The organism is Paenibacillus sp. J5 (genome assembly GCF_054955055.1).
In genome coordinates this window covers 87,977-113,032 of record NZ_JBUEDD010000008.1, presented here as the reverse complement: position 1 = coordinate 113,032, position 25,056 = coordinate 87,977, and the positions used below count along the sequence as shown (strand labels likewise).

Below are 25,056 nucleotides of genomic sequence, written 5' to 3'. Positions count from 1 at the left end.
TACGGAAATGAATAAGCGCAAGACTCATGGGGTACCCTTTGTGTGAGCATGGAAAACATGTATACAATGAGGGGATTGATATCGTATGCGCACTTGGATCGTTGTCTTCGCCGTAATGCTGCTCGTTGCTACGGGCTGCGCCAGCAAATCGCCTATGAATGAACAGGCATCTCCCAGATCATCCAATGCCGGGACTTCCGCGCACAAGCACGATGAAAGGACAACCTCGACGTTAACCCAAGCCTCTTCCATCTCGACATCGACAGGAAGCAAGTCCTCCATGAAGGCGAAGCAGCTCCCAGGCGACCTGCTCAACCCATCGGAGCTGCTTGGCGGCCAGGGGACGTTGTTCAACAATCCAGGCACAGGCCCGAACGAGGGAACGAGCACCGGCACAGGTGCTGGTACGAATACGGGGACGGGGGCTAATACAGGGATTAGCGATGGCACGGGAACTGCCGGTAGGGGAACTGCTGATACAGGAACCGGCGCGGGCGCTGGTAATCAGAACGCGGCGGATGCCTCCTCCTTCGCGGAGCAGGTGCTCCAACTGGTGAACAAGGAGCGCCAGGCTGCGGGCTTGCAGCCGCTTGGGATGAACGGCGATCTCTCCAAGGTGGCGATGATCAAGGCACAGGATATGGCCAACAACAACTATTTTGACCACCAGTCTCCCACCTATGGCTCGCCGTTCGATCTGATGAAGGCCAATGGCATCTCCTACAGCTATGCTGGAGAAAATATCGCACAGGGGCAGGCCAGCCCTGATGAGGTGATGCGCCAATGGATGAACAGCCCGGGGCATCGGGCGAATATATTGCATACCAGCTTCACGCAGATTGGCATCGCTTATTATAACAGCCGTTGGGTTCAGGAATTTACCGGCTGATCGGGCGTGAGCCAAAACAGCCTCAGCCTGCATGATCACACTCTTGTCCAGAGTGAGGTCATGCAGGCTGTTGTGCTGTCTAAGCGACTTCAGTTGCTTACGGCAGAGGGAAGAAGTCACTTTTGAATAAAACAGGTCACTTGCGATAGAGAGAAGCGGCTGCACCCGCAGGTATAATGATTGCATTAGACAGATCGACGATAGGGAGGACAACAGGCATGGGTATTCCTTTTGCGAAGAAACAGCCTAGAGAACCATCGCTAGCCGCACCGAATCAGGGCCGATTCCGACTGCTGCTGCAAAACATTGTACGATACCGGGTGCTGCTGTTCATGCTGCTGCCGACAGCTATTATCTTCTTCATCAACTGCTATATCCCGATGTTCGGCGTATTCATCGCCTTCAAGAACGTCAACTATATCGACGGCATAATGGGCAGCCCGTGGGCGGGACTCGACAACTTCCGCTTCCTGTTCGCTACCTCAGATGCCTGGCGCGTGACGGTGAATACGGTAGGATACAATGTCGTATTTCTTATTACTGGCTTGGTTCTGTCTGTAGGGATCGCGATTGCCGTGAATGAAATTCGCGTCAAGCTGGCCTCCAAGTTTTATCAGACCGTGATGATTATGCCGAATTTTCTGTCCATGGTCGTCGTCAGCTATATTGTCTACGCCTTCCTTCATCCCGAATATGGCTTTCTGGTGAAGCATGTGCTGCCACTGTTCGGATATGAAGGGGTCAACGCATACATGCATGCCGAGGCATGGCCTTATATTTTGTGGCTGACGAAGATGTGGCACTCGGTCGGTATCGGCAGTGTCATCTATCTGGCGGCGATTACCGGCATTAGCGAGGAGCTGTACGAGGCTGCAGTGATGGATGGCGCCTCCAAGTGGCGGCTTATTACCTCGATTACGATCCCGCTGCTGACGCCGATTATGGTTATCTTGACCATCTTGAATCTGGGCGGCATCTTCCGCTCTGACTTCGGCCTGTTCTACCATGTGACACTGGACTCCGGGGCGCTGCGCTCCACGACAGATGTCATCGACACCTACGTCTATCGGGGCCTGATTCAGTTGAACGATCTGGGTATGTCCTCTGCGGCGAACTTTTACCAGTCGATTGTTGGATTCTTCCTGGTCATCGGCGCCAATATGCTGGCTCGCAAAATCAATCGTGATACAGCGCTCTTCTAGAGGCTGGAATGGAGAATGCTCATGAAACAAGCGGAAGTAATTAAACCTTATCAACGCGTTCCTAAGCTGGCTTCATTGCTGCTGCATCTGTTTTTTATTTTGTTAAGTCTGGCCTGCATCATGCCGATCGTGCTTATCGTGGCCATCTCGCTCTCTAATGAGCAAGCATTAACCTTGAGCGGGTACAAGTTCTGGCCGGATCAGATCGATCTGTCCGCCTACAAGTTCATGTTCACGGACTCGACGACGCTGCTCAAGGCCTACGGGGTGACATTGACTGTGACGATCGTCGGCAGCGTGCTGGCTGTGCTGCTCATTGCGCTGTACGCTTACCCGATCTACCGCAAGGATTTCCCGTTCAAGAAGTTCTTCAGCTTCTACCTGCTCATTACGATGCTATTCTCGGGAGGGCTGGTACCGTTCTATCTGCTGTATATCAACTATCTGGGACTGAGGGATTCACTGCTTGCGCTTATACTGCCGGGGCTGTCCAGCGCGTTCTACATCTTCATCACGCGCACCTTCTTCCAGCAGACGATCCCGGAGGAGATGATTGAATCAGGCAAATTGGACGGGGCATCGGAATGGCGAATCTTCTTCCAGCTCGTGCTGCCGATCTCACTGCCCGTGCTGGCGACGGTAGGGCTGTTCACTACCTTGATGTATTGGAATGATTGGTTCAATTCGATGTTGTTCATTAATGATGTGGATAAATATTCCTTGCAATATGTGATGATACAGATGATTCGCCAGGCGGAGTTCTTCAAGAACCAACTGGCGGGAACTGGAGTGGGCCTGCTGGTGCAGGAGGCTGTACCAACTGAGAGTCTGCGGATGGCGATGGTCGTCGTCTCGATCGGCCCGATCCTGTTCGTCTATCCGTTCTTCCAGAAATACTTCACGAAGGGCTTGACTGTCGGCGCAATTAAGGGCTGATAGATGCTGCCAGGACTTATCGGTCCAAGGGCGATATGATACACTAATTGGGGAGGCATACACAATGAACGTAATTAAAGGATGGCGCATGGGAATTACCATGATGCTGGCGCTTACACTGGTAATCTCCGGCTGCAGCAGCGGCTCGGGCTCGTCAGGCGGGGAATCCAAGGGCAAGGGGAGCAGCACCGAAGCCGGAGCTTCCGGCAATTCCGATACGTCCGAGTACCGCAAGCTCAAGGTATACACAGTGGGAAGTTTCCCGCAGAAGGATTCGAAGGCCGTTGTCGACGAAATCAACAAGTATCTGAAAGAGAAAATCAATGCCGAGATTGATTTCCAGGGACTGCCATGGTCGTCGTGGGCGGAGAAGATGACGCTTGCGTATCAGTCCGGGGAGCAGGTGGACTTGACCTTCGCGCCGAACTGGGCTGACTTCGCCAACAACGTAGCCAAGGGAGCCTTCCTGCCGCTCGACGAGCTGCTTGACAAATACGGTCAAGGAATCAAGGAAACACTGGACCCGCGCTTCCTCGAAGGCGGCACGGTCAATGGCAAAATCTATGCAATTCCGACGAACAAGGAAATTGGCGAAAGCCACACCATCATGTTCAAGAAGGAATTGATCGACAAATACGGCTTTGACGTCAATACGATCAACACGCTGGAGGATCTGGAGCCTTGGCTGGAGACCATCAAGAAGAACGAGCCGGGCATTGCGCCGATCTGGCTGGCAGGCAGCGGTTCGGATACGCTGGGCTACTTCGACAAGACAAGAATCAGCATTCAGGATGATTTCCGCTATGAGCTGGTGGCGGGCGCGCCTGCTGTCATCCTGCTGGATACGAAGACAGACAAGATGATCGTCAGCACGATGGATTCCGAAGCGGCGATCTACCGGATCAAGCTCTATCATGACTGGTACAAGAAAGGCTACATCAACCAGGATTCGGCCACGACCAAGACGAGCACAGAGGATGCGCTCAAGGCCGGGAAGACCTGGATGAAATTCGGCTCCGACAAGCCGGATTCGGATAAAGAGGATTCGCTCGCAACGGGCATTGAGCTGGTCAAGCTGGCAGGCAAGGACCCTGAGATCAGCACCGCCAGCGTCAGCAACTCCATGATGGCGATCGGGCGCACATCCGTCGACCCGGAACGGACGATGATGCTGCTGAACCTGCTTCATACCGACAAGCATCTGATCAATCTGATTGATTTTGGCGTCGAGGGCAGACAATATGTAAAGGTAGAAGGCCAAGAGAACTTCATCAAGCTGCCAGATGGCGTAAAAAGCCGTGTCGATACAGGCTGGGCGCCGGGCATCGAGTGGATGTTCGGCAATCAGACGTTGACCTATCTATGGGAAGGCGAGAGCGCGGACAAGTGGGAGAAGTTCAAGGAATACAATAACAAGGCGCATAAAATGAAATCCTTCGGCTTCAACTTCAATACAGGGGCGGTCAAGACGGAAGTATCAATCATCAGCAATATTGTGAAGGAGTACCGTCCGATTCTGGAGACTGGCACATTGGATGCCGACAAGGTATTGAAGGAATACAATGAGAAGCTCAAAGCGAACGGGATTGAGAAAATTCGCGATGAGGCGCAAAAGCAATATGATGAATGGAAGGCCAAGCAGTCCTGATCCGTTTCTCTCTAGCCGCACAGATCGCAGCGGCAGACGAAGCGTGAGCGGGTATATTGGAGGGAGACCTTGAGGGTCTTCCTCCTTTCGTCGCTTGCAGATGCTAGATAAGGGGAAAAGCAGCATGACTAGACTATCCTTGAGGTTCAAAGTGAGCGTACTCGTTCTTCTCCTGGTGGTGCCGATTTTCTTCTTCCTGTATTACACGAATATCTATTCCCGAAACATCGTGCGGGAGAAGGTATCCAGCTATGCCTCAGATACGCTGGCGCTGCACCTGAGCACATTGGACGAGCTGCTGGAGCAGACCAGCGCCTACCTCATCCGCACCGCCAATGAGAATCTGCTGCTGGAGCTGTATTCGGTCAGCGACCCGAATAGCGTCAGCTATTATGTGGCACTGCGTAAATTGATGGATCAATGGTATAACGATGTCAGCTATTACTCCATTATCCGCACGGTATTCGTCTATCATCAGCAGCGAGATGAGCTATATCTGAGCAGTAACCACGAGTATTACCAGGAGCGGGACGCTATCCGTGCCGACCTGTCCTCGCAGCTCGAAACCTTCAAGCTCCCGACCTCGATGAAGTGGGAGATCGTAACCGTCGGCGGCGAGCCCGCCTTGTACAAGGCGGTGCCAGATCGCAGCGGCCGGCTGCTCGCCGGCATCCTCGTCAGCATCGATGCGCTGGCACAGCCATTAACCCAGCTAGAGTCCACCCGAAGCGGCGAGAGGATCGGCATCGTCTCCGATTCCAGCGAGCTGCTGTGGGGGGAATTCGACAGCGCCGATCTGACAGGGATTCTCGGTCTGCTCAATGACCAGACCCATTCACGCGGCAGCATCCTCCGTCTGGGCGCTGGCGAGAACTATCTCGTGCTGGGGCGGCAGTCGCTCTTCTCGCCGCTGCAGGTGTTTATCCTGCTGGACGAGAAGTCGCTGCTGGATGAGCTGCTGCTGTTCGAGCGCGTCATTCAGTTTATTCCGTTAGCAGTGATCGTGCTGCTGGCCGTGCTGCTCGCGCTGCTCAGCCGACTCGTCTTCCGTCCGATTCATTCGCTGATGAGCGGGATGCGTCTGCTGGGCAAGGGGCAACTGGATTATCGGCTGAAGGAGGAGAAATCGAGCGAGTTTCAGATGATTACGCAGCAATTCAACTGGATGGCGGAGCAGATCGGAGATCTGAAGATTGGGGTCTATGAGGAGCAGATGAAGGTGCAGCAGGCCGAGCTGAAGCATCTGCAGGCTCAGATTAACCCTCATTTCTTCATGAACTCCTTGAACATCGTATATCAATTGGTCGAGCTGAAGCAGCTCGGGCTCAGCCAGAAGATGGTCAGTCATCTGGTGTCTTATTTCCGATTTATTATGAATACGAATGATGCCTGGATCCCACTCCTAAGCGAGGTCAACCATATTCGCAACTATATCGAGATTCAGATGGTGATGTATCCGGGCAAGCTGACCTTCCGCGAGCAACTGCCGCAGGAGCTGGAGGGCATGCTCATACCGCCGCTGCTGGTGCAGCCGTTTGTGGAGAATGCGATGAAGCATGGATTTGTCAGCAATGCGAAGCCATTCGAGCTGGGCTTGTCGGCCGAGAGAGTCCTCGTAGAGGACGGAACCGAGCAGGTAGCGATTCGCGTTCGCGACTCGGGACCGGGGTTTACGCTGGAGCAGCTTGCTATGCTGAACCGCGGGGTTTATGAGCGCGAGCCGACAGATCGGCAGTTGGGCATCTGGAATGTGCGCAGACGGCTTGCGATGGCTTATGAAGGGAAGGCGCAGCTCACATTTGACAATCATCCGCAGGGCGGCGCCAGGGTGGAATTGATTCTGCCCGTGCATAGAGGAGGAGGCTAGCGATGTATCGCGTACTGATTGTGGATGACCAATATTTTGCCTTGCTCGGCTTGCAGCAGGGGGTGAATTGGAGCGAGCTGGACGTCAGTGATGTTCAGTTGGCGGATAACGTGGAGCAGGCGATAGCCTGTTTCCAGACGCAGGCGATCGATCTGCTCATCTGCGATATTGAGATGCCGGGTCAGGACGGGCTGGAGCTGCTGGCTTGGGTGGAGGAGCATTCCCCCGGTACACGTACCGTGATGCTCACCTGCCATGCCGATTTTGAGTATGCCCAGCGAGCCATTTCACACGGAGCCTTTCATTACCTGCTCAAGCCGGTCGATTATGCACAGTTGAAGAAGGTTGCGGGACATGCCTTCGATGAGGTGCGCGAGCAGAAGGAGCAGGAGACGTATAAGGGATTGCTGGAGGACTATCAGCGAAAATGGAAGCTGCAGCTTCCTGTGCTGATCGAGCGCTTCTGGCAGGATGTCCTCAGCCGGCGAGAGTCGCTGCATCCGCACTCGCTGGAGCGCTCCCTGGCGGCCTGCGGCCTGAGCTTTACTCCAGAGGATCGATATGTCGTCGTCCTGTTCGGGCTGGAGCAGTGGGAGCTGAATCTGAGCGCACGCGACGAGGCGATCATGGAGTACGCACTCCGTAATATTGCCGGAGAGGTGGTGCTTCGCGGTCTGGAGGGCGTGGTGCTGCAGGATCATGCGGGCTTGAACGTCGCCATCGTGTATGAGCGGAGCGACAGCAGGCCGATTACGAGCATCCTGGAGCATAATAGCCGCAGCTTCCTTAGTGAATGCGAGCGGCTGCTCCGCTGCTCCTTATCGGTCTATATCAGCCCTCCGGTGCCGCTAACCGGCATAGTCGGCGCCTATGTCCATGTCACCGAGCAGGAGCAGAGCAATATTAGCCGCTCCCGCCAGGTGTTCTCCTCCTCCTGTCCGCCGGATAAGCTCAGAGAGCTGCTGCCGGCTGCGGCTCCGCTCACCTTGTTCCCGGAGTGGGCGACCCTGCTGGAGCTTGGCGAGCTGGAGGAGCTGAGCCGCCGGGTGCGGCAATGGTTCGCCAGCCAGGCGGGCGGATGGACGAAGGAATCGCTGGATCAGTTCATCCATGGAACCTTGTTCATTATCTATACGTTGCTGGCGAAGAAGGGGCTGAGTCTGCACGAGTCCTCCGCTCTGAAGATGCTGACCGAGCGCGAGAGCTATCCCAAGCATCTGACGGCGTTGCAGAGCTGGACGATGGAATGCTGCGAAGCAGCAGGCCAGTTGCTAAGAGCAAGCAACAATGTCTCCTCCACCGTAGTCGCCAAAATCCGCCATTATATCCGCGCTCATCTCAATGAGGAGATCACCCGAGAGGAGCTGGCTGCCCATGTGTACCTGAACCCGGCCTATCTGTCGCGGATGTATAAGAAGGAGACGGGCCTGTCCTTATGGGACGCCATTATTCAGGAGCGCATCCAGGAGGCCAAGCGGCTGCTGGAGGAGACCGAATACAAGATTACCGAGATTGCAGAGCGTGTCGGGTATACGAGTCTGGGCAGCTTCTCCAATCTGTTCAAGCGTGTAGTCGGCGTTACACCGCAGCAATATCGGGCGAAACGCAGGGGGGAGGGCTAGGTGTGTCTGTACAGGGAGGCTGATCCCGGATGGATCGACATCAGGTCGGGGAGCTGGCTTCGTTGATGTGTGCGCAGGGCTAGACGCTGGGGCTCGCATTTGGTAATATATTATCAAACCAAGTTCTATAATATTAAACCATGAAAGGCTTGTTCGATTCATGCCCATCATTCAGTCAGTTGATCGTGCGCTTACGATCCTGGACCTGTTCGACGAGTCCACCCGCGAATTGAAGATTACCGACATCAGCGCTCGCGTCGGGCTGCACAAGAGCACGGTGCATTCCTTGCTCAAGACGCTGCAGAAGCATCGTTATATTGAGCAAGATGAGAAGGGCCTGTATCGTCTTGGCATGCACGTGCTGGAGAAAGGGCAGCAGATGCTCCAGAGCTTCGACATTCGGGAGATTGCGGGCAGCCATCTCCATGCCTTGTCCGGCGAGACGGGTCAATCCGTACATCTCGTCATTCGGGACGGAGCGGAGGGTGTCTATATCGACAAGGTCGAAGGAAGCAAGGCGGCGATTCGCTATTCCCGCATCGGCCGCCGTGTGTCGCTGCACAGCAGCGCGGTTGGCAAGGTGCTGGCTGCCTTCATGCCGGAGGCAGAGCTTCGCAGCGTGCTCGCAGGCTACGAATATACGATTCTTACACAGCATACAATTGCCGGAGAAGCTGCATTTCTGGAGGAGCTGCGGATCGTGCGTGATGAAGGCGTCGCATACGACCGTGAGGAGAATGAGCCTGGCGTGCGCTGCGCCGCTGCTCCTGTCTATGACCATGCGGGTCATGTCATCGCGGCAATCAGCATCTCTACCATGGCCTCGGCGGTAGGCGATGAGGAATTGGCTGTGCTGGTTGCGAAGCTGCGAGGCACGGCTGAGCAGGTGTCGGCTGGGCTCGGGTATCGCGCGCGGTAGGGAAGCTTTCGGGAGCTTGCTGGATAACGTGCAGTTGGAATAGAGTCGTTGTCTGGCAAGCCGCGTGCATTTCACCAATAGCTGGTTGAAGGTCGAAAGGGTTGCTCTTGGCAGTCGTTTACGCTTGACCGAAGGTCTGCTTATTTTTCAAAACTTGGTTTTATATTATAAAACAAATTAGGAGGACTTATGCGCATATTTCGATATAAGGAACAATCGCACATTCATCTTGGAGTATGGACGGATGAGGGCAAGGCCTATCGGCTGGACGCGCCAGATTTCATGACACTGGTTCAGGAGGCGAGAGCGGCAGGGCTGCAACCGGCGGCACATGTGTCGAAGCTGATCGAAGGAGGCTCGCCCATCGAACGCCCCGTAGAGGAGCTGGAGCTGTTGACGCCGATTGTTGCACCAGAGGTATGGGCTGCTGGCGTAACGTATATGCGTAGCCGCGAGGCGCGCAACTATGAAGCGACCGGAGGCAAGCCAGCTCCCGAGACGTTCTACGACAAGGTATATGATGCGGAGCGACCGGAGCTGTTCCTCAAGTCGACGGCAGCTCGTACTGTTGGACCGGGAGAGCGTGTCGGCCTGCGTGGGGATTCAACCTGGCAAGTACCGGAAGCGGAGCTGGGGCTGGTGCTGGATAGCGACGGGACGATCGTCGGCTATACGATCGGCAATGATATGAGCTGCCGGGACATCGAAGGGGATAATCCGCTCTACCTGCCACAGGCGAAGGTTTGGAAGCGCTCTTGCGCGATCGGGCCATTCATCCGTCTGGCCGAGACTGTAACCGATCCGTATGCGCTTCAGATAAGCTGCCGCATCTATCGTGATGGCGAGAAGCTGGTTGACGAGTCGGCGAACACCGCTCAATTGAAGCGGCGTTACGAGGAACTGGTGGGCTTCCTGGCACGGGATAATGAGCTGTTCGCTGGTACCGTGCTGCTGACGGGCACAGGCTTGGTGCCGCCGAATCAGTTCACACTGACCCCTGGCGACCGAATTGAAATTGAGATTGACAGCCTAGGCGTCTTGGTGAACGAAGCCGTTGGCGCGCATGAACTGGCGGCTATGAGTGTAACGGGATTGAACTGATATAAGAATCGGAGGGAATAACAAATGAGTATCTATGAACAAGTGCAAGCTGGAGATCACGTAATTATTGATAATTACATTGGCGGACAATGGAAGGCTCCACAGTCTGGAGAACGGATGGCGAGCCTGAACCCGGCGCGCCGCGGCGACACGGTCGGCATGGCGCCAGCTTCGGATGCGAAGGATCTGGAGGAGGCGGTAGCGGCAGCGGAGGCGGCTCGGCGTAACTGGGGCAGACTGACTGGCGCGCAGCGCGGAGCGATTCTATACAAGGCTGCGGATCTATTGGAGAGCCGCATGGAAATCGTTGGACGGACGATGACCCGCGAGATGGGGAAGACGCTGGGCGAGGCCAAGGGCGAGACGGCACGCGGAGCGGCGATCCTCCGCTATTATGCGGGTGAAGGCATGCGGCCGATCGGCGATGTCATTCCGTCGACAGATGCGGACGCGGTGATGTTTACGACGCGCGTGCCGCTCGGAGTTGTCGGCGTCATCTCGCCATGGAACTTCCCGGTCGCGATCCCGATATGGAAGATGGCGCCAGCGCTGATCTATGGCAATGCGGTCGTCTGGAAGCCGGCAGCCGAGACATCCGTTACGGCGGCGCTCGTTATGGAATGCCTGCATGATGCTGGCTTGCCGGCAGGGGTAGCCAATATGGTCATTGGCGACGGTGCTGTGATCGGTCAAGCGATCTCTGCTCACCCGGGCATTCATGGCATCACCTTCACAGGCTCCAACGCGGTCGGCAAGCAGGTCGGCCAGGCTGCGCTGGCTCGCGGAGCCAAGTATCAACTGGAGATGGGCGGGAAGAATCCGGTTATCATAGCAGCAGATGCCGATCTCGACCTGGCTGTCGACGGCACGATCAGCGGTGGGCTGCGCTCGACCGGTCAGAAGTGTACGGCGACGAGCCGGGTCATCGTCGTAGCCGAGGTGTACGAGGCGTTCAAGGAGAAGCTGCTGGCTAAGGTGAATGAGCTTAAGCTGGGAGACGGCCTGGATGCAACCACCTGGCTCGGCCCTTGTGCCAGCGAGAAGCAATATAACACGGTCAAGCGCTATATTCATGCAGGCGTCGAGGAGGGCGCCGAACTGATCGCAGGTGGCCTTGAGCTAGAGGATGCCGCGCTCGCGGACGGCTACTATGTCGCTCCAACTGTATTCGAGGGTGTAACGACGGCGATGAAGATCGGGCGCGAGGAAATCTTCGGTCCGGTGCTGGCGCTCATGGAAGCTGCCGATCTGGAGGAGGCATTCCGCCTGGCAAACGACACGGAGTTCGGCCTAAGTGCGTCGCTTTATACGCGTGATCTCAGCAGTGCGTTCGCCTTCATCCGGGAATCTGAGGCGGGGCTTGTTCGCATCAATGCGGAAACGGCTGGAGTCGAGCTGCAGGCGCCATTTGGCGGTATGAAGCAATCCAGCTCTCATTCGCGCGAGCAGGGACAGGCAGCTATTGAGTTCTACACATCGATCAAGACCGTGTTCGTGAAGCCTTAACCGGAGGAGGAGCATACGATGCTCGAACGTTTGCAAGCTGTAATGGGGCAAGATGGCGAGGAGCCGTACTTTCAGATCGCGACCCATGCCCCCGGCCCTTCCGGCAAGCTGCCGTTGACGCCGGAGATGCTGCTCCATTCGCCGAGCGGCAATCTGTTCGGCTGGAGCCAGAATGTGGGCATGGGGTGGACACCAGATCGGCTGCGCGGCAGGGAGGTGCTCATTATGGGCACGATGGGCGGTATCCGCAACGAGGACGGCACGCCTGCTGCGCTTGGTTACCATACTGGACATTGGGAGATCGGCCTGCTCATGAAGGAGGCGGCGGCGGAGATTACCGCTGCGGGGAATATTCCCTTTGCTGGCTATGTCAGCGATCCGTGCGATGGACGCTCGCAAGGGACATCCGGCATGTATGATTCGCTGCCGTATCGCAATGATGCAGCGATCGTCGTTCGGCGGCTGATTCGTTCCTTGCCGACGCGCGCGGCTGTGATGGGGGTGGCGACCTGTGACAAGGGGCTGCCAGCCATGATGGTCGCGCTGGCCGGCATGAAGCAGATTCCGGGAGTCATCGTGCCAGGGGGTGTCACACTGCCGCCGACGCGCGGCGAGGATGCGGGCAAGATACAGACCATCGGAGCGCGCTATGCTGCCGGGGAGCTGTCGCTGGAGGAAGCGGCCGATCTCGGCTGCCGCGCCTGCGCGACACCGGGCGGGGGCTGCCAGTTTCTCGGGACGGCGGGCACCGCGCAGGTGGTCGCCGAAGCGCTCGGCATGACGGTGCCGCATGCGGCGCTCGCCCCGTCCGGTCAGCCGGTATGGGCCGAGATGGCGCGCCAATCTGCCCGTGCCGCGATGGGGCTTGCTGCCAGTGGTCTGACGATGGGCGACCTGCTAACCGATGCATCGATCCGCAATGCGATGGTGGTGCATGCAGCATTCGGCGGCTCCACCAATCTACTGCTGCACATCCCTGCCATTGCACATGCGGCCTCCCTTCGAGTGCCGGACGCTGGCGATTGGGCGGAGGTCAATCGCAGTGTTCCGCGGCTGGTCAGTGTGCTGCCGAACGGTCCTGTGCCGCATCCGACCGTTCGCGTCTTTCTTGCTGGCGGCGTGCCGGAGGTAATGCTGCATCTGCGGAAGCTGGGCGTGCTGGATGAGAGCGTGCTGACGGTGTCCGGTACGACACTGGGGCAGACACTGGACTGGTGGGAGTCATCGGAGCGTCGTGCGCGGATGCGCGCTTATCTCTCCGACACAGAGGGCATCGATCCAGACACGGTCATTTATAGCCCGACTGAGGCTCGTGCGGCAGGACTCTCCTCTACGGTCACCTTTCCGAAGGGGAATATCGCCCCGGAGGGAGCTGTCATCAAGTCGACGGCGATCGATCCATCCATGCTGGACGCGGAAGGGGTATTCCGCCATGTCGGCAGGGCGAAGGTGTTCACGACCGAGCGCGATGCGATCCGAGCGATCAAGACGGGCGGCATCGCACCGGGCGACATCATTGCGCTGATCGGTCGCGGTCCTTCCGGCACAGGGATGGAGGAGACCTACCAGCTAACCTCGGCGCTCAAGCATCTGTCCTATGGCAAGCAAGTATCGCTGCTGACCGATGCCCGATTCTCCGGTGTATCCACTGGCGCCTGTATCGGACATATCGGCCCGGAGGCGCTCGCTGGCGGTCCGGTCGGCAAGCTAAGGGACGGTGACTGGATCGATATACGGATCGATACGCGCAAGCTAGAGGGCTCGCTCCATATGGTCGGCAGAGGCGATGAGCCGTTATCGCCAGAGGAGGGCGCCGCGCTGCTGGCGTCCAGATCGCCTCATCCGGGGCTGCAAGAGGATGCCGAGCTGCCGGATGATACCCGTCTGTGGGCCGCCCTGCAAGCGGCCAGCGGGGGGACATGGCAAGGCTGTGTCTATGATGCGGATCGGATTATACAGACGCTGCAAGCGGGTATGCGCGCGTTGGCGGCCGAAGAACACGGGACACACGATAGAAGGAGCGAGACATGAAGCCGATAACCAACCCGATTTTGAAGGGCTTTAACCCCGATCCCTCGATCATACGTGTCGGGGACGACTACTATATTGCAACTTCAACCTTCGAATGGTATCCAGGCGTACAGATTCATCATTCGCGAGATTTGAAGAATTGGCGGCTGCTGACCCATCCGCTTACACGTCCAGATCAACTGGAGATGCGGGGCAACCCGGATTCCGGAGGCATCTGGGCACCGTGCCTAAGCTATGACAAGGGAACATATTATCTCGTCTATACGGATGTAAAGAGTCATATCGGCCCGTTCAAGGACACGCATAATTATGTGGTGACCGCCACGAATATTATGGGCCCCTGGTCTGAGCCGGTCTATCTGAACAGCAGCGGCTTCGATCCATCGCTCTATCATGATGAGGACGGAAGCAAGTGGCTGCTCAACATGACCTGGGATCACCGCAAGGGGAGGAATCGGTTCAGCGGCATCGTAATGCAGCAGTATGATGAGCAGGAGCGCCGTCTGATCGGCCCGGTTCATCCTCTGTTCAGCGGTACGGAGCTGGGCTTGACAGAAGGGCCTCATCTGTACAAACGCGGTGATTATTATTATCTGATCACAGCCGAGGGGGGAACTCGCTGGAATCATGCGGTTACCGTTGCACGCTCCACATCGCTGCTTGGGCCATACGAGGTCGACCCGAGCAATCCGATGCTGACGTCCCGTCATAACCCGGCATTGCCGCTGCAGCGGGCGGGGCACGCTGACCTTGTTGAGACCCAGCACGGCGAATGGTACATGGTGCATCTATGCGGCAGACCGCTAGCGGCCTCGCGTACCTGCAACCTCGGGCGCGAGACAGCGATCCAGAAGGTGCAGTGGACAGCAGATGGCTGGCTGCGGCTGGAGTCTGGCGGCAACGAGCCGATGCTGGAGGTGCCGGCCCCGGCGGGTCTGGCGGAGCATAGCTTCCCGGAGTCCTTCCATGGCACCGGCAAGGACGACTTCTCTGATCCAATCTTGAATATCCATCTGAACACCTTGCGTGAACCAGCCGATGAGCGATGGCTGTCGCTCAAGGAACGGCCTGGGTATCTGCGCTTGCGCGGCCGGGAATCGTTCTCGTCATCCCATAGCCAGAGTTTGGTGGCGCGCCGGCAGCAATCCTTTGTGGCGGAAGCGGAGACTGTGGTCGAGTTCGAGCCGGATACACATCGGCAGATGGCGGGGCTTGTCTACTATTATAATGCCCGCAACTGGTATTATGTGCGGATCAGCCGTGATGAGCAATGGGGCAAAAGTCTGGCGCTCCTGACCAGCGACCAAGGCCAGTATGACGAGCCGCTCGAGCAGGAGATCAGCGTGGAAGGCTGGAGACAGGTCTATCTGAAGCTGAAGCTGAATGATGAGCGCGCCCAGTTTTACTACTCTGCAGACGGGAAGGACTGGCAGCCTATCGGCCCTGTCCTCGATGCGGGGAAGATGTCTGATGAGCATGTAGAGGAAAAAAGAGACGGAATATTGCTCGATCAGGGCTTTACCGGCGCGTTCATCGGCCTGTGTGTTCAGGACCTGAGCGGGATGCGCAAGCATGCAGATTTTGATTATTTCTCTTATATAGAAGAAACGGATATATAAAGTGCTTCAGGCCTTCAATCCACCCTGTTGTGGAATTGAAGGCTTTTTTTATTTTTGGCAAAGGCGTTTACGTTTAGATTTGGGGTTGCTCAGTATTTGTTAAGAGGTGAATGATACGCTAAACAAAAACGTATTTATCGAGCGACAGCGGCAGCGGGAGGTGCTTTTCAAGGGCATGAAATAGGGGAAGTCCACAAGATTGGCCTGATTTCAAATCTCACAACTAAAGGACGGTAAGTCAATGGGAGAAAAATCGATAAGGTCTGGATATTCCAGAGGAACAAGGAATCGCGATTTTTACTATTCAACAAGAGGCATTGCACACCGAGGCTTGATTGCGATTCTGATCGCTTCTCTTATCATGTCATGGTTTCATGTACCTGCTGTCCAGGCAGGAGCGGGTATCCGCTCTGCCCTGCTCTATGGCTCAACTGAGCATGAACAGAACATTAATGCAGGAATTGCTCGACTTACCAATAATGGACATGCTGTGCTGGTGCAGCATCAGGTGGGCGGCGATTACGCCGCAGAGTTCTATGCCGTCATGGAAGGCAAGGTGCTGGTATATGATTCGAGCAATCAGCTTATTAATACGCTGACCTTGTATGAGGCAGATGCGGATAATAATGTCATATCAGCCTCGATCTCGCCATTGAAAAATGGCGGCTTCGTCGTTGCCTGGATTAATGCCAATAACAATTGGGACAGTAGTCAGGTTCGTGCGTATTATCAGATCTATGATAATACCGGCCAGCCTGTTGGGCCGACGGTAAAGGTCAGCGAGCAGGAAGGCAAGATGGATTCCAAAGCGATAGAAGTATTGGGGCAGAAGAATGGCGGCTTTGCGATTGCCTTCGCCCTCAATAATAACGCAGATATGCTTGTGACCTATGCGTATGCCGGAGGCGCCTATATCAGGCAGAACGAAACGGTTATCGGTGACGTCAATCAACCCGTTGCTCTCCCTACTTATCCGTGGAATGCTCCAGTGTATCCTGCTGTAGCTCGCCTTCAGCTTGCGGAGCTTGCCGATGGCTCACTTATTCTGGAGGAGTGGACGTATGTTTACGATGGGTCTTCAAGCAGCCCGATGGGTGATTTTATTTACAAGTTCAATGCAGACGGCACGCCCGCGAACTTCGCCAGCGGCTACCCGATGCTGCGGGTCAACTGGATGCTGGGCGGCGACATCGCAAAGGGATATAGACTGATCGCCTTGAGCGATGGCGGCTTTGCGACCATAAACAGCGTAGAGTACGATCCCCGCCATGCAGATCCCAAATGGGCCGTGGCGATCTATAATAGCGATGGCACATCACGGATCACGAATGAGCTCACACAGCAAGTTATGGTAAACGGTGTCTATGGGCCGAGAACGTTCTATGGCAAGGAAATTACGGATAATGTGATGAATTACAACAAGCTCGATCCTCTATACCATGCAACCATGCTAGTGAATGTGGCGGAGATCAATGGGGCGTTGTCAGTCCTGCTGCCCAACAGCAGCGGCACATTAACAAGGTGGATGCTCTCCACAACGGACGGAACGGTACTGTCCTCGGCTGACCTTGGCCTGTCGCTGCAGGACAGCAACGCGGTCATGGTGAATCCACAACAAGTCCAACTGGCTAATGGAGAATGGGCCATCACGTATGAGGAGCATTGGTATGATGCTGATGGGGATAAGTACATTACCTCCAGCGTCCGATCTGCCAACATCGATTATAAGGACTCCATAACGTTCAATTATGAATCGGGAGTCAGCGGGTACGGCACGAAGACTGTCAAGGAAACGATCCTCGGCGAAACGCTGGTCGCGGTGTCGGATAAATATCCGCTAGGCAGCAGTGTACCGCTCTCTACAGAAGCGCTGACCGATAGTGATTCCTTGTCGGTTGACTGGGGTTCGAATCTGGATGAGTCGTCCGTTACCTTCTCGCTGGAGGGAAATAAGCGCTTTGACCTGACCTCGATTCAACTGGGCAGCTACAATAATGATACCGACTATATTTTGTCTACCAGCAAGGGCAGCATTGCCACCCCGGCCAGTGGATGGAGTGCTCTTCCATCCGGCAATGGCGGCAGCCAGTTAACGATCGATGTAGCGGCTCATGCGGATGCTGCCTATTTCCAAGGGATTACAAGCTTTACGATCACGGCGCCGAGCGGAGAGCTCAAAGCACTGGTGCTGGACGAAATTACGCTCGATAATATCGAGCAGGTGAGCGGCGGCAATGTGTTCACTGTTACCCATACCCATGATGACAATACTCCCGGCTCCTTACGCTGGGCGATTCAGCAGGCGGGCAATGTAGCTGACGGTCAGGTCGTGTTCGATCCTTCCTTGGCAGGGGAGACGATTACGTTGCAATCCGATTTGACCGAGTGGGATAGCTTAGGGCATAAAAGTGTGACCATCGGCAGCAACTCGACCAATTTTACACTCACTGGACTTACCGATGCGAGTGGACAGCCAGCGATTACAATCGATGGCAACGGGCATAGAGGAATCTGGGCTACCGGATCGGGCACGTTCAGCCTCTCGGATGTGAAGCTGACGGGCTTTGGGCTGAATGATCCGACAGGAGCGTTCCAATCCTTCGGCTCGACGCTTGGCACAGGCGGAAGCTACAGCAAGGTTTCGATTCATAATGTCATTTTCGAGGGCAACTCCAACTCGACGACCTCCAGTGCAGCGATTGCTGGGCTGGGTGCTCCGGTAGCTCCCTATGAGATTAATTTGAACCGGGTTGTATTTGCGAGCAATCACTTAACGTCCACAAGTACGAGCGACGCCGCTCTGCAGGGAGTTATTCTGTTTAACAGTTATGCAGTCAGCACGATTTCCAATTCACTCTTCTATGGCAATACGGCCCAGAGCGACACCGCTCTGGGCTCATACGGGAGTGTGCTTGCGAATACTGTTGATGTGAAGCTGAATTTTGTGAATAACACGGTCTATAACAATAGCATATCCAACACAAGCGGGGGGGCTTTTGGCCCGGGAGCATTCATAATACAAACGTCAGATGTCGCCATGAACGCCTATAACAACCTGTTCATCGGCAATACCGCCAATGGTACATTGACGAACAGCCTGAGTACGGCAATTTATAATTACGGTGATGCAGCGACTATAGTTGCTGCTAACAACCTTTATGATGGCAATCCATTCGTTAATGCTCTAGCTGGCGATTTCCGGCTTGCGGCGTCGGCTGTCCAGGCCATCGATCAGGGAGATGACAGCAAGGCAGTCGGTACCATTGACCTCACAGGGGGCACTCGCATACGAGATAGCCATATTGATCTTGGGGCATATGAGTATATTGCTTCCCCGACAGTCACTGCCGCACAGACACCATCCGATCAGTCGACTGGAGTGGATGTGAGCACCAATCTGACGATGAAGTTTAGCGAGAGTGTGACGGCCTCAATAGGCAAAAATATCATGATCAAGCAGGCATGGGACGATGAGGTAGCGGAGACGATCCCGGCAACGGCTAGCAACGTCCAGATCAGCGGAGACACGGTCACGATTAACCCGAACGAGACACTGCTGTATGGCAGCGACTATTATGTGGAAGTGGATGCCGGCGCATTCCAGGGTACGGTCAGCGGCTATGACTATGCAGGTATTGCGGGCAAAACAACCTGGCGCTTCCAGACCCAGATTCAATCGACGGTAACCGCCGCGAATGCTGCGGCGCTCCAAGCGTATCTGTCGAATGCTCATGTGTCAGTGATTAATCTGGTTGGAGGCACGAGCTATACGGTGAATGGAGTGAACATTGACCGTGAGCTGACGGTGGATGGCAAGGGAGCGGAAGTCAACATTGCCCAGGGTATACCGGTTACCGTCATCTCCCGCGATGCAACAGTCGGTTCTCCGACCAGCTATACAGGTAACGGTGCGATCAATATCGCTCCGACTGGCGATCTGAAGTTGACGCAGGTGGCTCTTATCAATGGCAACAGCAAGATGATGGTTGCGATCAATGTTCAAGATGGGGGTAAGCTGGAATTTGATCAATCCAAGCTGCAGAACTTTTTTGGCGAGAATACCGATATCCCTGGAACTAGGGGCAACACCTTCGGCATTCACTCCGACCCCGGCAACGGAAGTGTGGTTGTGATCACGGACAGTGAAATCGACGAATCGAATGCCTTCCGCAACGTCATCGATATTCGCGGCGGACAAGCGACGATCACAGGCAATACACTCAAGGGAACCCAGTACCCGGAACGGCTGAAGGTGTCGGATCGTTATGAATACGGCATTTTCCTATATGGTGGAACGACGCTTATTGAAAATAATACGATTGACGGTTTCGACTCTTATCTAAATAACAACTATTCCAGCTCTGCAATTGGCGTGGTGGGCTACTATGATACAACCGTCACGATTAGAAATAATACGTTGACCAACAACTTTGTTGGTGTTGACGTGACTAATCATTATCCGGGCATCAATGATCAGGCGGTTGTCACGGTCAATACGCATGCGATGAATGCGCCGGATACGGCAGGCCAGGCAGGGTATAGTGTGCAGACAGCCAATACATTTGCCGGTAACACCAAGAACATCTATACCGAGATGGCATTTGCCGCCAAACCATATACGTATATGGAGCCGCAGATGTCCTCTGCAAGCCATACAAACACAACGGCTACCTTGGCATTCCCTGCTCCAGGAAATGGAGCAACCGCTGTGAAGCTGCAGCAGTCGACAGACGGGGGCAGCAACTGGCAGGATGCATCTACTGCTGCATTGGATCTAAATTCGACTTCGGCTGTAGCAACGGGCCTTGCGGCAGATACGGACTATATGTTCCGTCTCGTGGTCGAAGGCGGTTATTACTGGGGCTACTCGAACTTTGTACCGGTAACTACAAGCAACGCACAGGTCGAAGCGCCGACTGCGAATGTAGCGAGCGGCACAACGGTATCGAAGGACAGCAACGTGACGCTGAGCAGTGCGACAAGCGGAGCGACGATCTACTACACAGTAGATGGCACCACGCCAACGGTTGCGAGCGCAAGCGGTACGAGCGTAACGCTCACCGGAGCACCAGGAGCGACGGTAACGGTGAAGGCCATCGCAGTGAAGAGCGGTATGGTGACGAGCGAGGTGACGACGTACACATATACGCTGGAGTCACAGGTCGAAGCGCCGACCGCAAGCGTAGCGAGCGGGACGACGGTATCGAAGGATAGCAGCGTGACGCTGAGCAGCGCCACCAGCGGGGCGACAATCTACTACACAGTAGATGGAACAACCCCAACGGTTGCGAGCGCAAGCGGTACGAGCGTGACGCTCACCGGAGCGCCAGGAGCCACTGTAACGGTGAAAGCCATCGCAGTGAAGAGCGGTATGGTGACGAGCGAGGTGACGACGTACACGTATACGCTGGAGTCGCAGGTAGAAGCGCCGACCGCAAGCGTAGCGAGCGGGACGACGGTAGCGAAGGACAGCAGCGTAACGCTGAGCAGCGCCACCAGCGGAGCGACGATCTACTATACAGTAGATGGAACGACGCCAACAGTTGCGAGCGCAAGCGGCACGAGCGTGACGCTCACCGGAGCGCCAGGAGCGACGGTAACGGTGAAGGCCATCGCAGTGAAGAGCGGTATGGTGACGAGCGAAGTGTCGACATACACATATACGCTGGAATCGCAGGTGGAAGCACCGACCGCAAGCGTAGCAAGCGGGACGACGGTATCGAAGGACAGTAGCGTAACGCTGAGCAGCGCGACAAGCGGAGCGACAATCTACTACACAGTAGATGGAACAACCCCAACGGTTGCGAGCGCAAGCGGTACGAGCGTAACGCTCACTGGAGCGCCGGGAGTGACCGTGACAGTGAAAGCTATCGCAGTGAAGAGCGGCATGGTGACGAGCGAAGTGTCGACATACACGTATACGCTGGAGTCGCAGGTAGAAGCGCCGACTGCGAATGTAGCGAGCGGCACAACGGTAGCGAAGGACAGCAGTGTAACGCTGAGCAGCGCCACCAGCGGAGCGACGATCTACTACACGGTAGATGGAACGACGCCAACGAGTGCAAGTTCCAGCGGCACAAGTGTAACGATCACGGGAGCACCAGGAGCCACTGTAACGGTGAAAGCCATCGCGGTGAAGAACGGTATGGTGACGAGCGAGGTGACGACGTACACGTATACGCTGGAGTTGCAGGTCGAAGCGCCGACTGCGAATGTAGCGAGCGGGACGACGGTATCGAAGGACAGCAGCGTGACGCTGAGCAGCGCCACCAGCGGAGCGACAATCTACTATACAGTAGATGGAACGACGCCAACGGTTGCGAGCGCAAGCGGTACGAGCGTAACGCTCACCGGAGCACCAGGAGCGACGGTAACGGTGAAGGCTATCGCAGTGAAGAGCGGTATGGTGACGAGCGAGGTGACGACGTACACGTATACGCTGGAGTCGCAGGTCGAAGCGCCGACCGCAAGCGTAGCAAGCGGGACGACGGTATCGAAGGACAGTAGCGTAACGCTGAGCAGCGCGACAAGCGGAGCGACAATCTACTACACAGTAGATGGAACAACCCCAACCGTTGCGAGCGCAAGCGGTACGAGCGTAACGCTCACTGGAGCGCCGGGAGTGACCGTGACAGTGAAAGCAATCGCGGTGAAGAGCGGTATGGTGACGAGCGAAGTGTCGACATACACATATACGCTGGAATCGCAGGTGGAAGCACCGACCGCAAGCGTAGCAAGCGGGACGACGGTAGCGAAGGACAGCAGCGTAACGTTGAGCAGCGCGACAAGCGGAGCGACGATCTACTATACAGTAGATGGAACAACCCCAACGGTTGCGAGCGCAAGCGGTACGAGCGTAACGCTCACCGGAGCGCCAGGAGCGACGGTAACGGTGAAGGCCATCGCAATGAAGAGCGGTATGGTGACGAGCGAGGTCTCGACGTACACGTATACGCTGGAATCGCAGGTAGAAGCGCCAACTGCGAATGTAGCGAGCGGCACAACGATAGCAAAGGATAGCAGCGTAACGCTGAGCAGCGCCACCAGCGGAGCGACGATCTATTACACAGTAGATGGCACCACGCCAACGGTTGCGAGCGCAAGCGGTTCGAGCGTAACGCTCACCGGAGCACCAGGAGCGACCGTGACAGTGAAAGCCATCGCAGTGAAGAGCGGTATGGTGACGAGCGAAGTGACGACGTACACGTACACGCTGGAATCGCAGGTGGAAGCGCCGACCGCAAGCGTAGCGAGCGGCACAACGGTATCGAAGGATAGCAGCGTGACGCTGAGCAGCGCCACCAGCGGGGCGACAATCTACTACACAGTAGATGGAACAACCCCAACGATTGCGAGCGCAAGTGGTACGAGCGTGACGCTCACCGGAGCGCCAGGAGCCAATGTAACGGTGAAAGCCATCGCAGTGAAGAGCGGTATGGTGACGAGCGAGGTCTCGACGTACACGTATACGCTGGAGTCTCAGGTCGAAGCGCCAACTGCGAATGTAGCGAGCGGGACGACGGTATCGAAGGATAGCAGCGTGACGCTGAGCAGCGCCACAAGCGGAGCGACAATCTACTACACAGTAGATGGAACAATGCCGACGGTTGCGAGCGCAAGCGGCACGAGCGTGACGCTCACCGGAACGCCAGGAGCGACTGTAACGGTGAAAGCAATCGCAATGAAGAGCGGTATGGTGACGAGCGAGGTGACGACGTACACGTACACGCTGGAATCGCAGGTCGAAGCGCCGACCGCAAGCGTAGCGAGCGGGACGACGGTAGCGAAGGACAGCAACGTGACGCTGAGCAGTGCGACAAGCGGAGCGACGATCTACTACACAGTAGATGGAACAACCCCAACGGTTGCGAGCGCAAGCGGTACGAGCGTGACGCTCACCGGAGCGCCAGGAGTGACCGTGACAGTGAAGGCCATCGCAGTGAAGAGCGGTATGGTGACGAGCGAGGTGACGACGTACACGTACACGCTTGAGCATATCTATGCGATAGGAGCACTGGAGAACCAGACTTTCAATGTGCTTACACAAGGCTATGCATCAACAAGCAAAGAAACGAAGACGATGACGTTGAAGAACACAGGTACAGGAACATTGACTAGTCTGACGGTTCGATTAGACGGCGAGCAAGCAGAGCGCTTTGTAGTGACACAGCCACAGGCAGCTTCACTTATTGCCGGGGCGACAACAAGCTTTACGATTACAGCGAAGGATGGATTGAGTGCCGGCACGTATACGGCTGTAGTGACGGTCTCTGCTGGACAGTTGGCGGACATGAAGTTTAACGTTACACAGCGCATCGCTGCTGCTCCAGTCTATCCAAGTACGCCATCAACATCTTCGACGCCAACAACCCCTGACACCACACCAGGTCAAGGCGGCGAAGGCACGACGACAGGCGTTGAAGTGCTCGTTAACGGAAAGGTTGAAAATGCTGGTACAGCGACTACAGGAACGCGCGGCGACCAGTCTGTCATCAAGATCTCTATCGATCAGCAAAAGCTTGACAGCAAGCTGGCCGTTGAGGGGAATGGTGCGATCGTAACGATTCCGGTACGCTTGCATTCTGATGTTGTCGTAGGTGAACTGAATGGTCAAATGATTAAAAATATGGAGAACAAGCAAGCAGTGCTGGAGCTGCGGACAGACACCGCTTCCTACAAGCTGCCTGCGCTGCAGATGAACATTGATGATATTAGCAGCAAGCTGGGGCAGCCAGCAAAGCTGGAGGACATCAAAATTCAGGTCGAGATAGCGGCCTCGCAGGAGACGACCCGCCAGACGGCTGCAAGAGCGGCTGAGCAAGGAAGCTTCACCCTGATGGCGCTGCCGATGGATTTCACAGTTACTGCGGAATACGGTGGCAACAAGGTAGAGGTGTCCAAGTTCAATGTCTATGTGGAGAGAAGCATTGCCCTTCCTGAAGGGATCGATCCACACAAGATTACGACGGGCGTCGTCATCGAGCCGGATGGTACAGTACGACATGTGCCTACCCAAGTACAGCGAAGAGATAGCATCTACTACGCCGTCATTAACAGCTTGACCAACAGCACCTACTCGGTCGTATGGCATCCGCTGGAATTTGCAGATGCAGAGCAGCACTGGGCAGGCAAAGCGATCAATGACATGGGCTCACGCATGGTGATCGAAGGAACTGGGGGCGGCATGTTCAGCCCGGATCGCAATATTACGCGCGCTGAGTTTGCAGCTATTATCGTTCGCGGGTTGGGACTCAAGCTGGAGAAAGGCAACACCCCTTTCTCAGATGTGAAGTCTTCGGCATGGTACGCGAGCGCTGTAGCTACAGCCTCCGCATATGGTCTGGTGAACGGGTTCCAGGATGGCACCTTCCGTCCCAATGAGAACATTACCCGTGAACAGGCGATGGTCATCATGGCCAAAGCGATGGCACTGACAGGGCTGAAGGCTCAACTGAAGGAGCAATCAGCAGAGGCAGTTCTTCGGCAGTACACAGACCAGGGCGCACTCGCAAGCTGGGCGAGTGACAGCGCGGCAGATTGCTTGCAGTCTGGCATCCTGACAGGACGCAGCGCAGAGCTGCTGGCACCGAAGGCGAACATTACACGCGCCGAGGTGGCTACGCTGATTCAGCGGTTGCTGCAACAATCTGAATTGATCTAAATGTAAACGGACGCCCTGTACTGGACGCTCCACTCTGAAGCCTCTACTTCCGGGT

At 55.8% G+C, this 25,056-nt stretch carries 12 protein-coding genes; all 12 read left to right on the top strand.

The genetic code is table 11. The annotated features are described in order from the left end of the window. Positions 1-85 precede the first annotated feature (85 nt). The gene (locus ACY1JZ_RS15880; RefSeq protein ID WP_462630057.1) at positions 86-889 is read left to right on the top strand and encodes a CAP domain-containing protein; all 804 of its coding nucleotides are present in this window, start codon (positions 86-88) and stop codon (positions 887-889) included. A gap of 218 nt (positions 890-1,107) precedes the next feature. Then, positions 1,108-2,091, top strand: coding sequence for an ABC transporter permease (locus tag ACY1JZ_RS15875; RefSeq protein ID WP_462630056.1), 984 nt, complete (start codon positions 1,108-1,110; stop codon positions 2,089-2,091). 21 nt (positions 2,092-2,112) lie between these two features. Continuing rightward, positions 2,113-3,027, top strand: coding sequence for a carbohydrate ABC transporter permease (locus ACY1JZ_RS15870; protein ID WP_462630055.1), 915 nt, complete (start codon positions 2,113-2,115; stop codon positions 3,025-3,027). A 64-nt stretch (positions 3,028-3,091) separates the two neighbouring features. Next, positions 3,092-4,675: an ABC transporter substrate-binding protein gene (locus tag ACY1JZ_RS15865; RefSeq protein ID WP_462630054.1), complete on the top strand. Its 1,584-nt coding sequence runs from the start codon at positions 3,092-3,094 to the stop codon at positions 4,673-4,675. A gap of 124 nt (positions 4,676-4,799) precedes the next feature. Then, complete coding sequence (locus ACY1JZ_RS15860; RefSeq protein WP_462630053.1) at positions 4,800-6,542, top strand: sensor histidine kinase; 1,743 nt, start codon at positions 4,800-4,802, stop codon at positions 6,540-6,542. A 2-nt stretch (positions 6,543-6,544) separates the two neighbouring features. After that, the gene (locus tag ACY1JZ_RS15855) at positions 6,545-8,164 is read left to right on the top strand and encodes a response regulator (RefSeq protein WP_462630052.1); all 1,620 of its coding nucleotides are present in this window, start codon (positions 6,545-6,547) and stop codon (positions 8,162-8,164) included. A gap of 160 nt (positions 8,165-8,324) precedes the next feature. After that, entirely contained in the window at positions 8,325-9,083 is a 759-nt protein-coding gene (locus ACY1JZ_RS15850) for an IclR family transcriptional regulator (protein WP_462630051.1), read from the top strand. A gap of 189 nt (positions 9,084-9,272) precedes the next feature. After that, positions 9,273-10,184 carry a fumarylacetoacetate hydrolase family protein gene (locus ACY1JZ_RS15845; RefSeq protein ID WP_462630050.1) on the top strand — a complete coding sequence of 304 codons (912 nt, stop codon included), beginning with the start codon at positions 9,273-9,275 and terminating at the stop codon, positions 10,182-10,184. A 24-nt stretch (positions 10,185-10,208) separates the two neighbouring features. Further along, positions 10,209-11,690: an alpha-ketoglutaric semialdehyde dehydrogenase GucD gene (gucD, locus tag ACY1JZ_RS15840; RefSeq protein WP_462630049.1), complete on the top strand. Its 1,482-nt coding sequence runs from the start codon at positions 10,209-10,211 to the stop codon at positions 11,688-11,690. Positions 11,691-11,708: 18 nt separating this feature from the next. After that, the gene (locus ACY1JZ_RS15835) at positions 11,709-13,721 is read left to right on the top strand and encodes a YjhG/YagF family D-xylonate dehydratase (RefSeq protein ID WP_462630048.1); all 2,013 of its coding nucleotides are present in this window, start codon (positions 11,709-11,711) and stop codon (positions 13,719-13,721) included. Then, positions 13,718-15,340, top strand: coding sequence for a glycoside hydrolase family 43 protein (locus ACY1JZ_RS15830; protein WP_462630047.1), 1,623 nt, complete (start codon positions 13,718-13,720; stop codon positions 15,338-15,340). The genes ACY1JZ_RS15835 and ACY1JZ_RS15830 overlap by 4 nt, the downstream gene beginning before the upstream one ends. A 241-nt stretch (positions 15,341-15,581) precedes the next feature. After that, positions 15,582-25,001 carry a chitobiase/beta-hexosaminidase C-terminal domain-containing protein gene (locus tag ACY1JZ_RS15825; RefSeq protein ID WP_462630046.1) on the top strand — a complete coding sequence of 3,140 codons (9,420 nt, stop codon included), beginning with the start codon at positions 15,582-15,584 and terminating at the stop codon, positions 24,999-25,001. The last annotated feature ends 55 nt before the right edge of the window (positions 25,002-25,056 follow it).

What these genes read in the sequence shown, in the direction of transcription:
- ACY1JZ_RS15875 (WP_462630056.1), top strand. Translation starts at nt 1,108, where the DNA reads ATGGGTATTCCTTTTGCGAAGAAACAGCCTAGAGAACCATCGCTAGCC.
- ACY1JZ_RS15860 (WP_462630053.1), top strand. Translation starts at nt 4,800, where the DNA reads ATGACTAGACTATCCTTGAGGTTCAAAGTGAGCGTACTCGTTCTTCTC.
- ACY1JZ_RS15835 (WP_462630048.1), top strand. Translation starts at nt 11,709, where the DNA reads ATGCTCGAACGTTTGCAAGCTGTAATGGGGCAAGATGGCGAGGAGCCG.
- gucD (WP_462630049.1), top strand. Translation starts at nt 10,209, where the DNA reads ATGAGTATCTATGAACAAGTGCAAGCTGGAGATCACGTAATTATTGAT.
- ACY1JZ_RS15845 (WP_462630050.1), top strand. Translation starts at nt 9,273, where the DNA reads ATGCGCATATTTCGATATAAGGAACAATCGCACATTCATCTTGGAGTA.
- ACY1JZ_RS15825 (WP_462630046.1), top strand. Translation starts at nt 15,582, where the DNA reads ATGGGAGAAAAATCGATAAGGTCTGGATATTCCAGAGGAACAAGGAAT.
- ACY1JZ_RS15880 (WP_462630057.1), top strand. Translation starts at nt 86, where the DNA reads ATGCGCACTTGGATCGTTGTCTTCGCCGTAATGCTGCTCGTTGCTACG.
- ACY1JZ_RS15830 (WP_462630047.1), top strand. Translation starts at nt 13,718, where the DNA reads ATGAAGCCGATAACCAACCCGATTTTGAAGGGCTTTAACCCCGATCCC.
- ACY1JZ_RS15850 (WP_462630051.1), top strand. Translation starts at nt 8,325, where the DNA reads ATGCCCATCATTCAGTCAGTTGATCGTGCGCTTACGATCCTGGACCTG.
- ACY1JZ_RS15855 (WP_462630052.1), top strand. Translation starts at nt 6,545, where the DNA reads ATGTATCGCGTACTGATTGTGGATGACCAATATTTTGCCTTGCTCGGC.
- ACY1JZ_RS15870 (WP_462630055.1), top strand. Translation starts at nt 2,113, where the DNA reads ATGAAACAAGCGGAAGTAATTAAACCTTATCAACGCGTTCCTAAGCTG.
- ACY1JZ_RS15865 (WP_462630054.1), top strand. Translation starts at nt 3,092, where the DNA reads ATGAACGTAATTAAAGGATGGCGCATGGGAATTACCATGATGCTGGCG.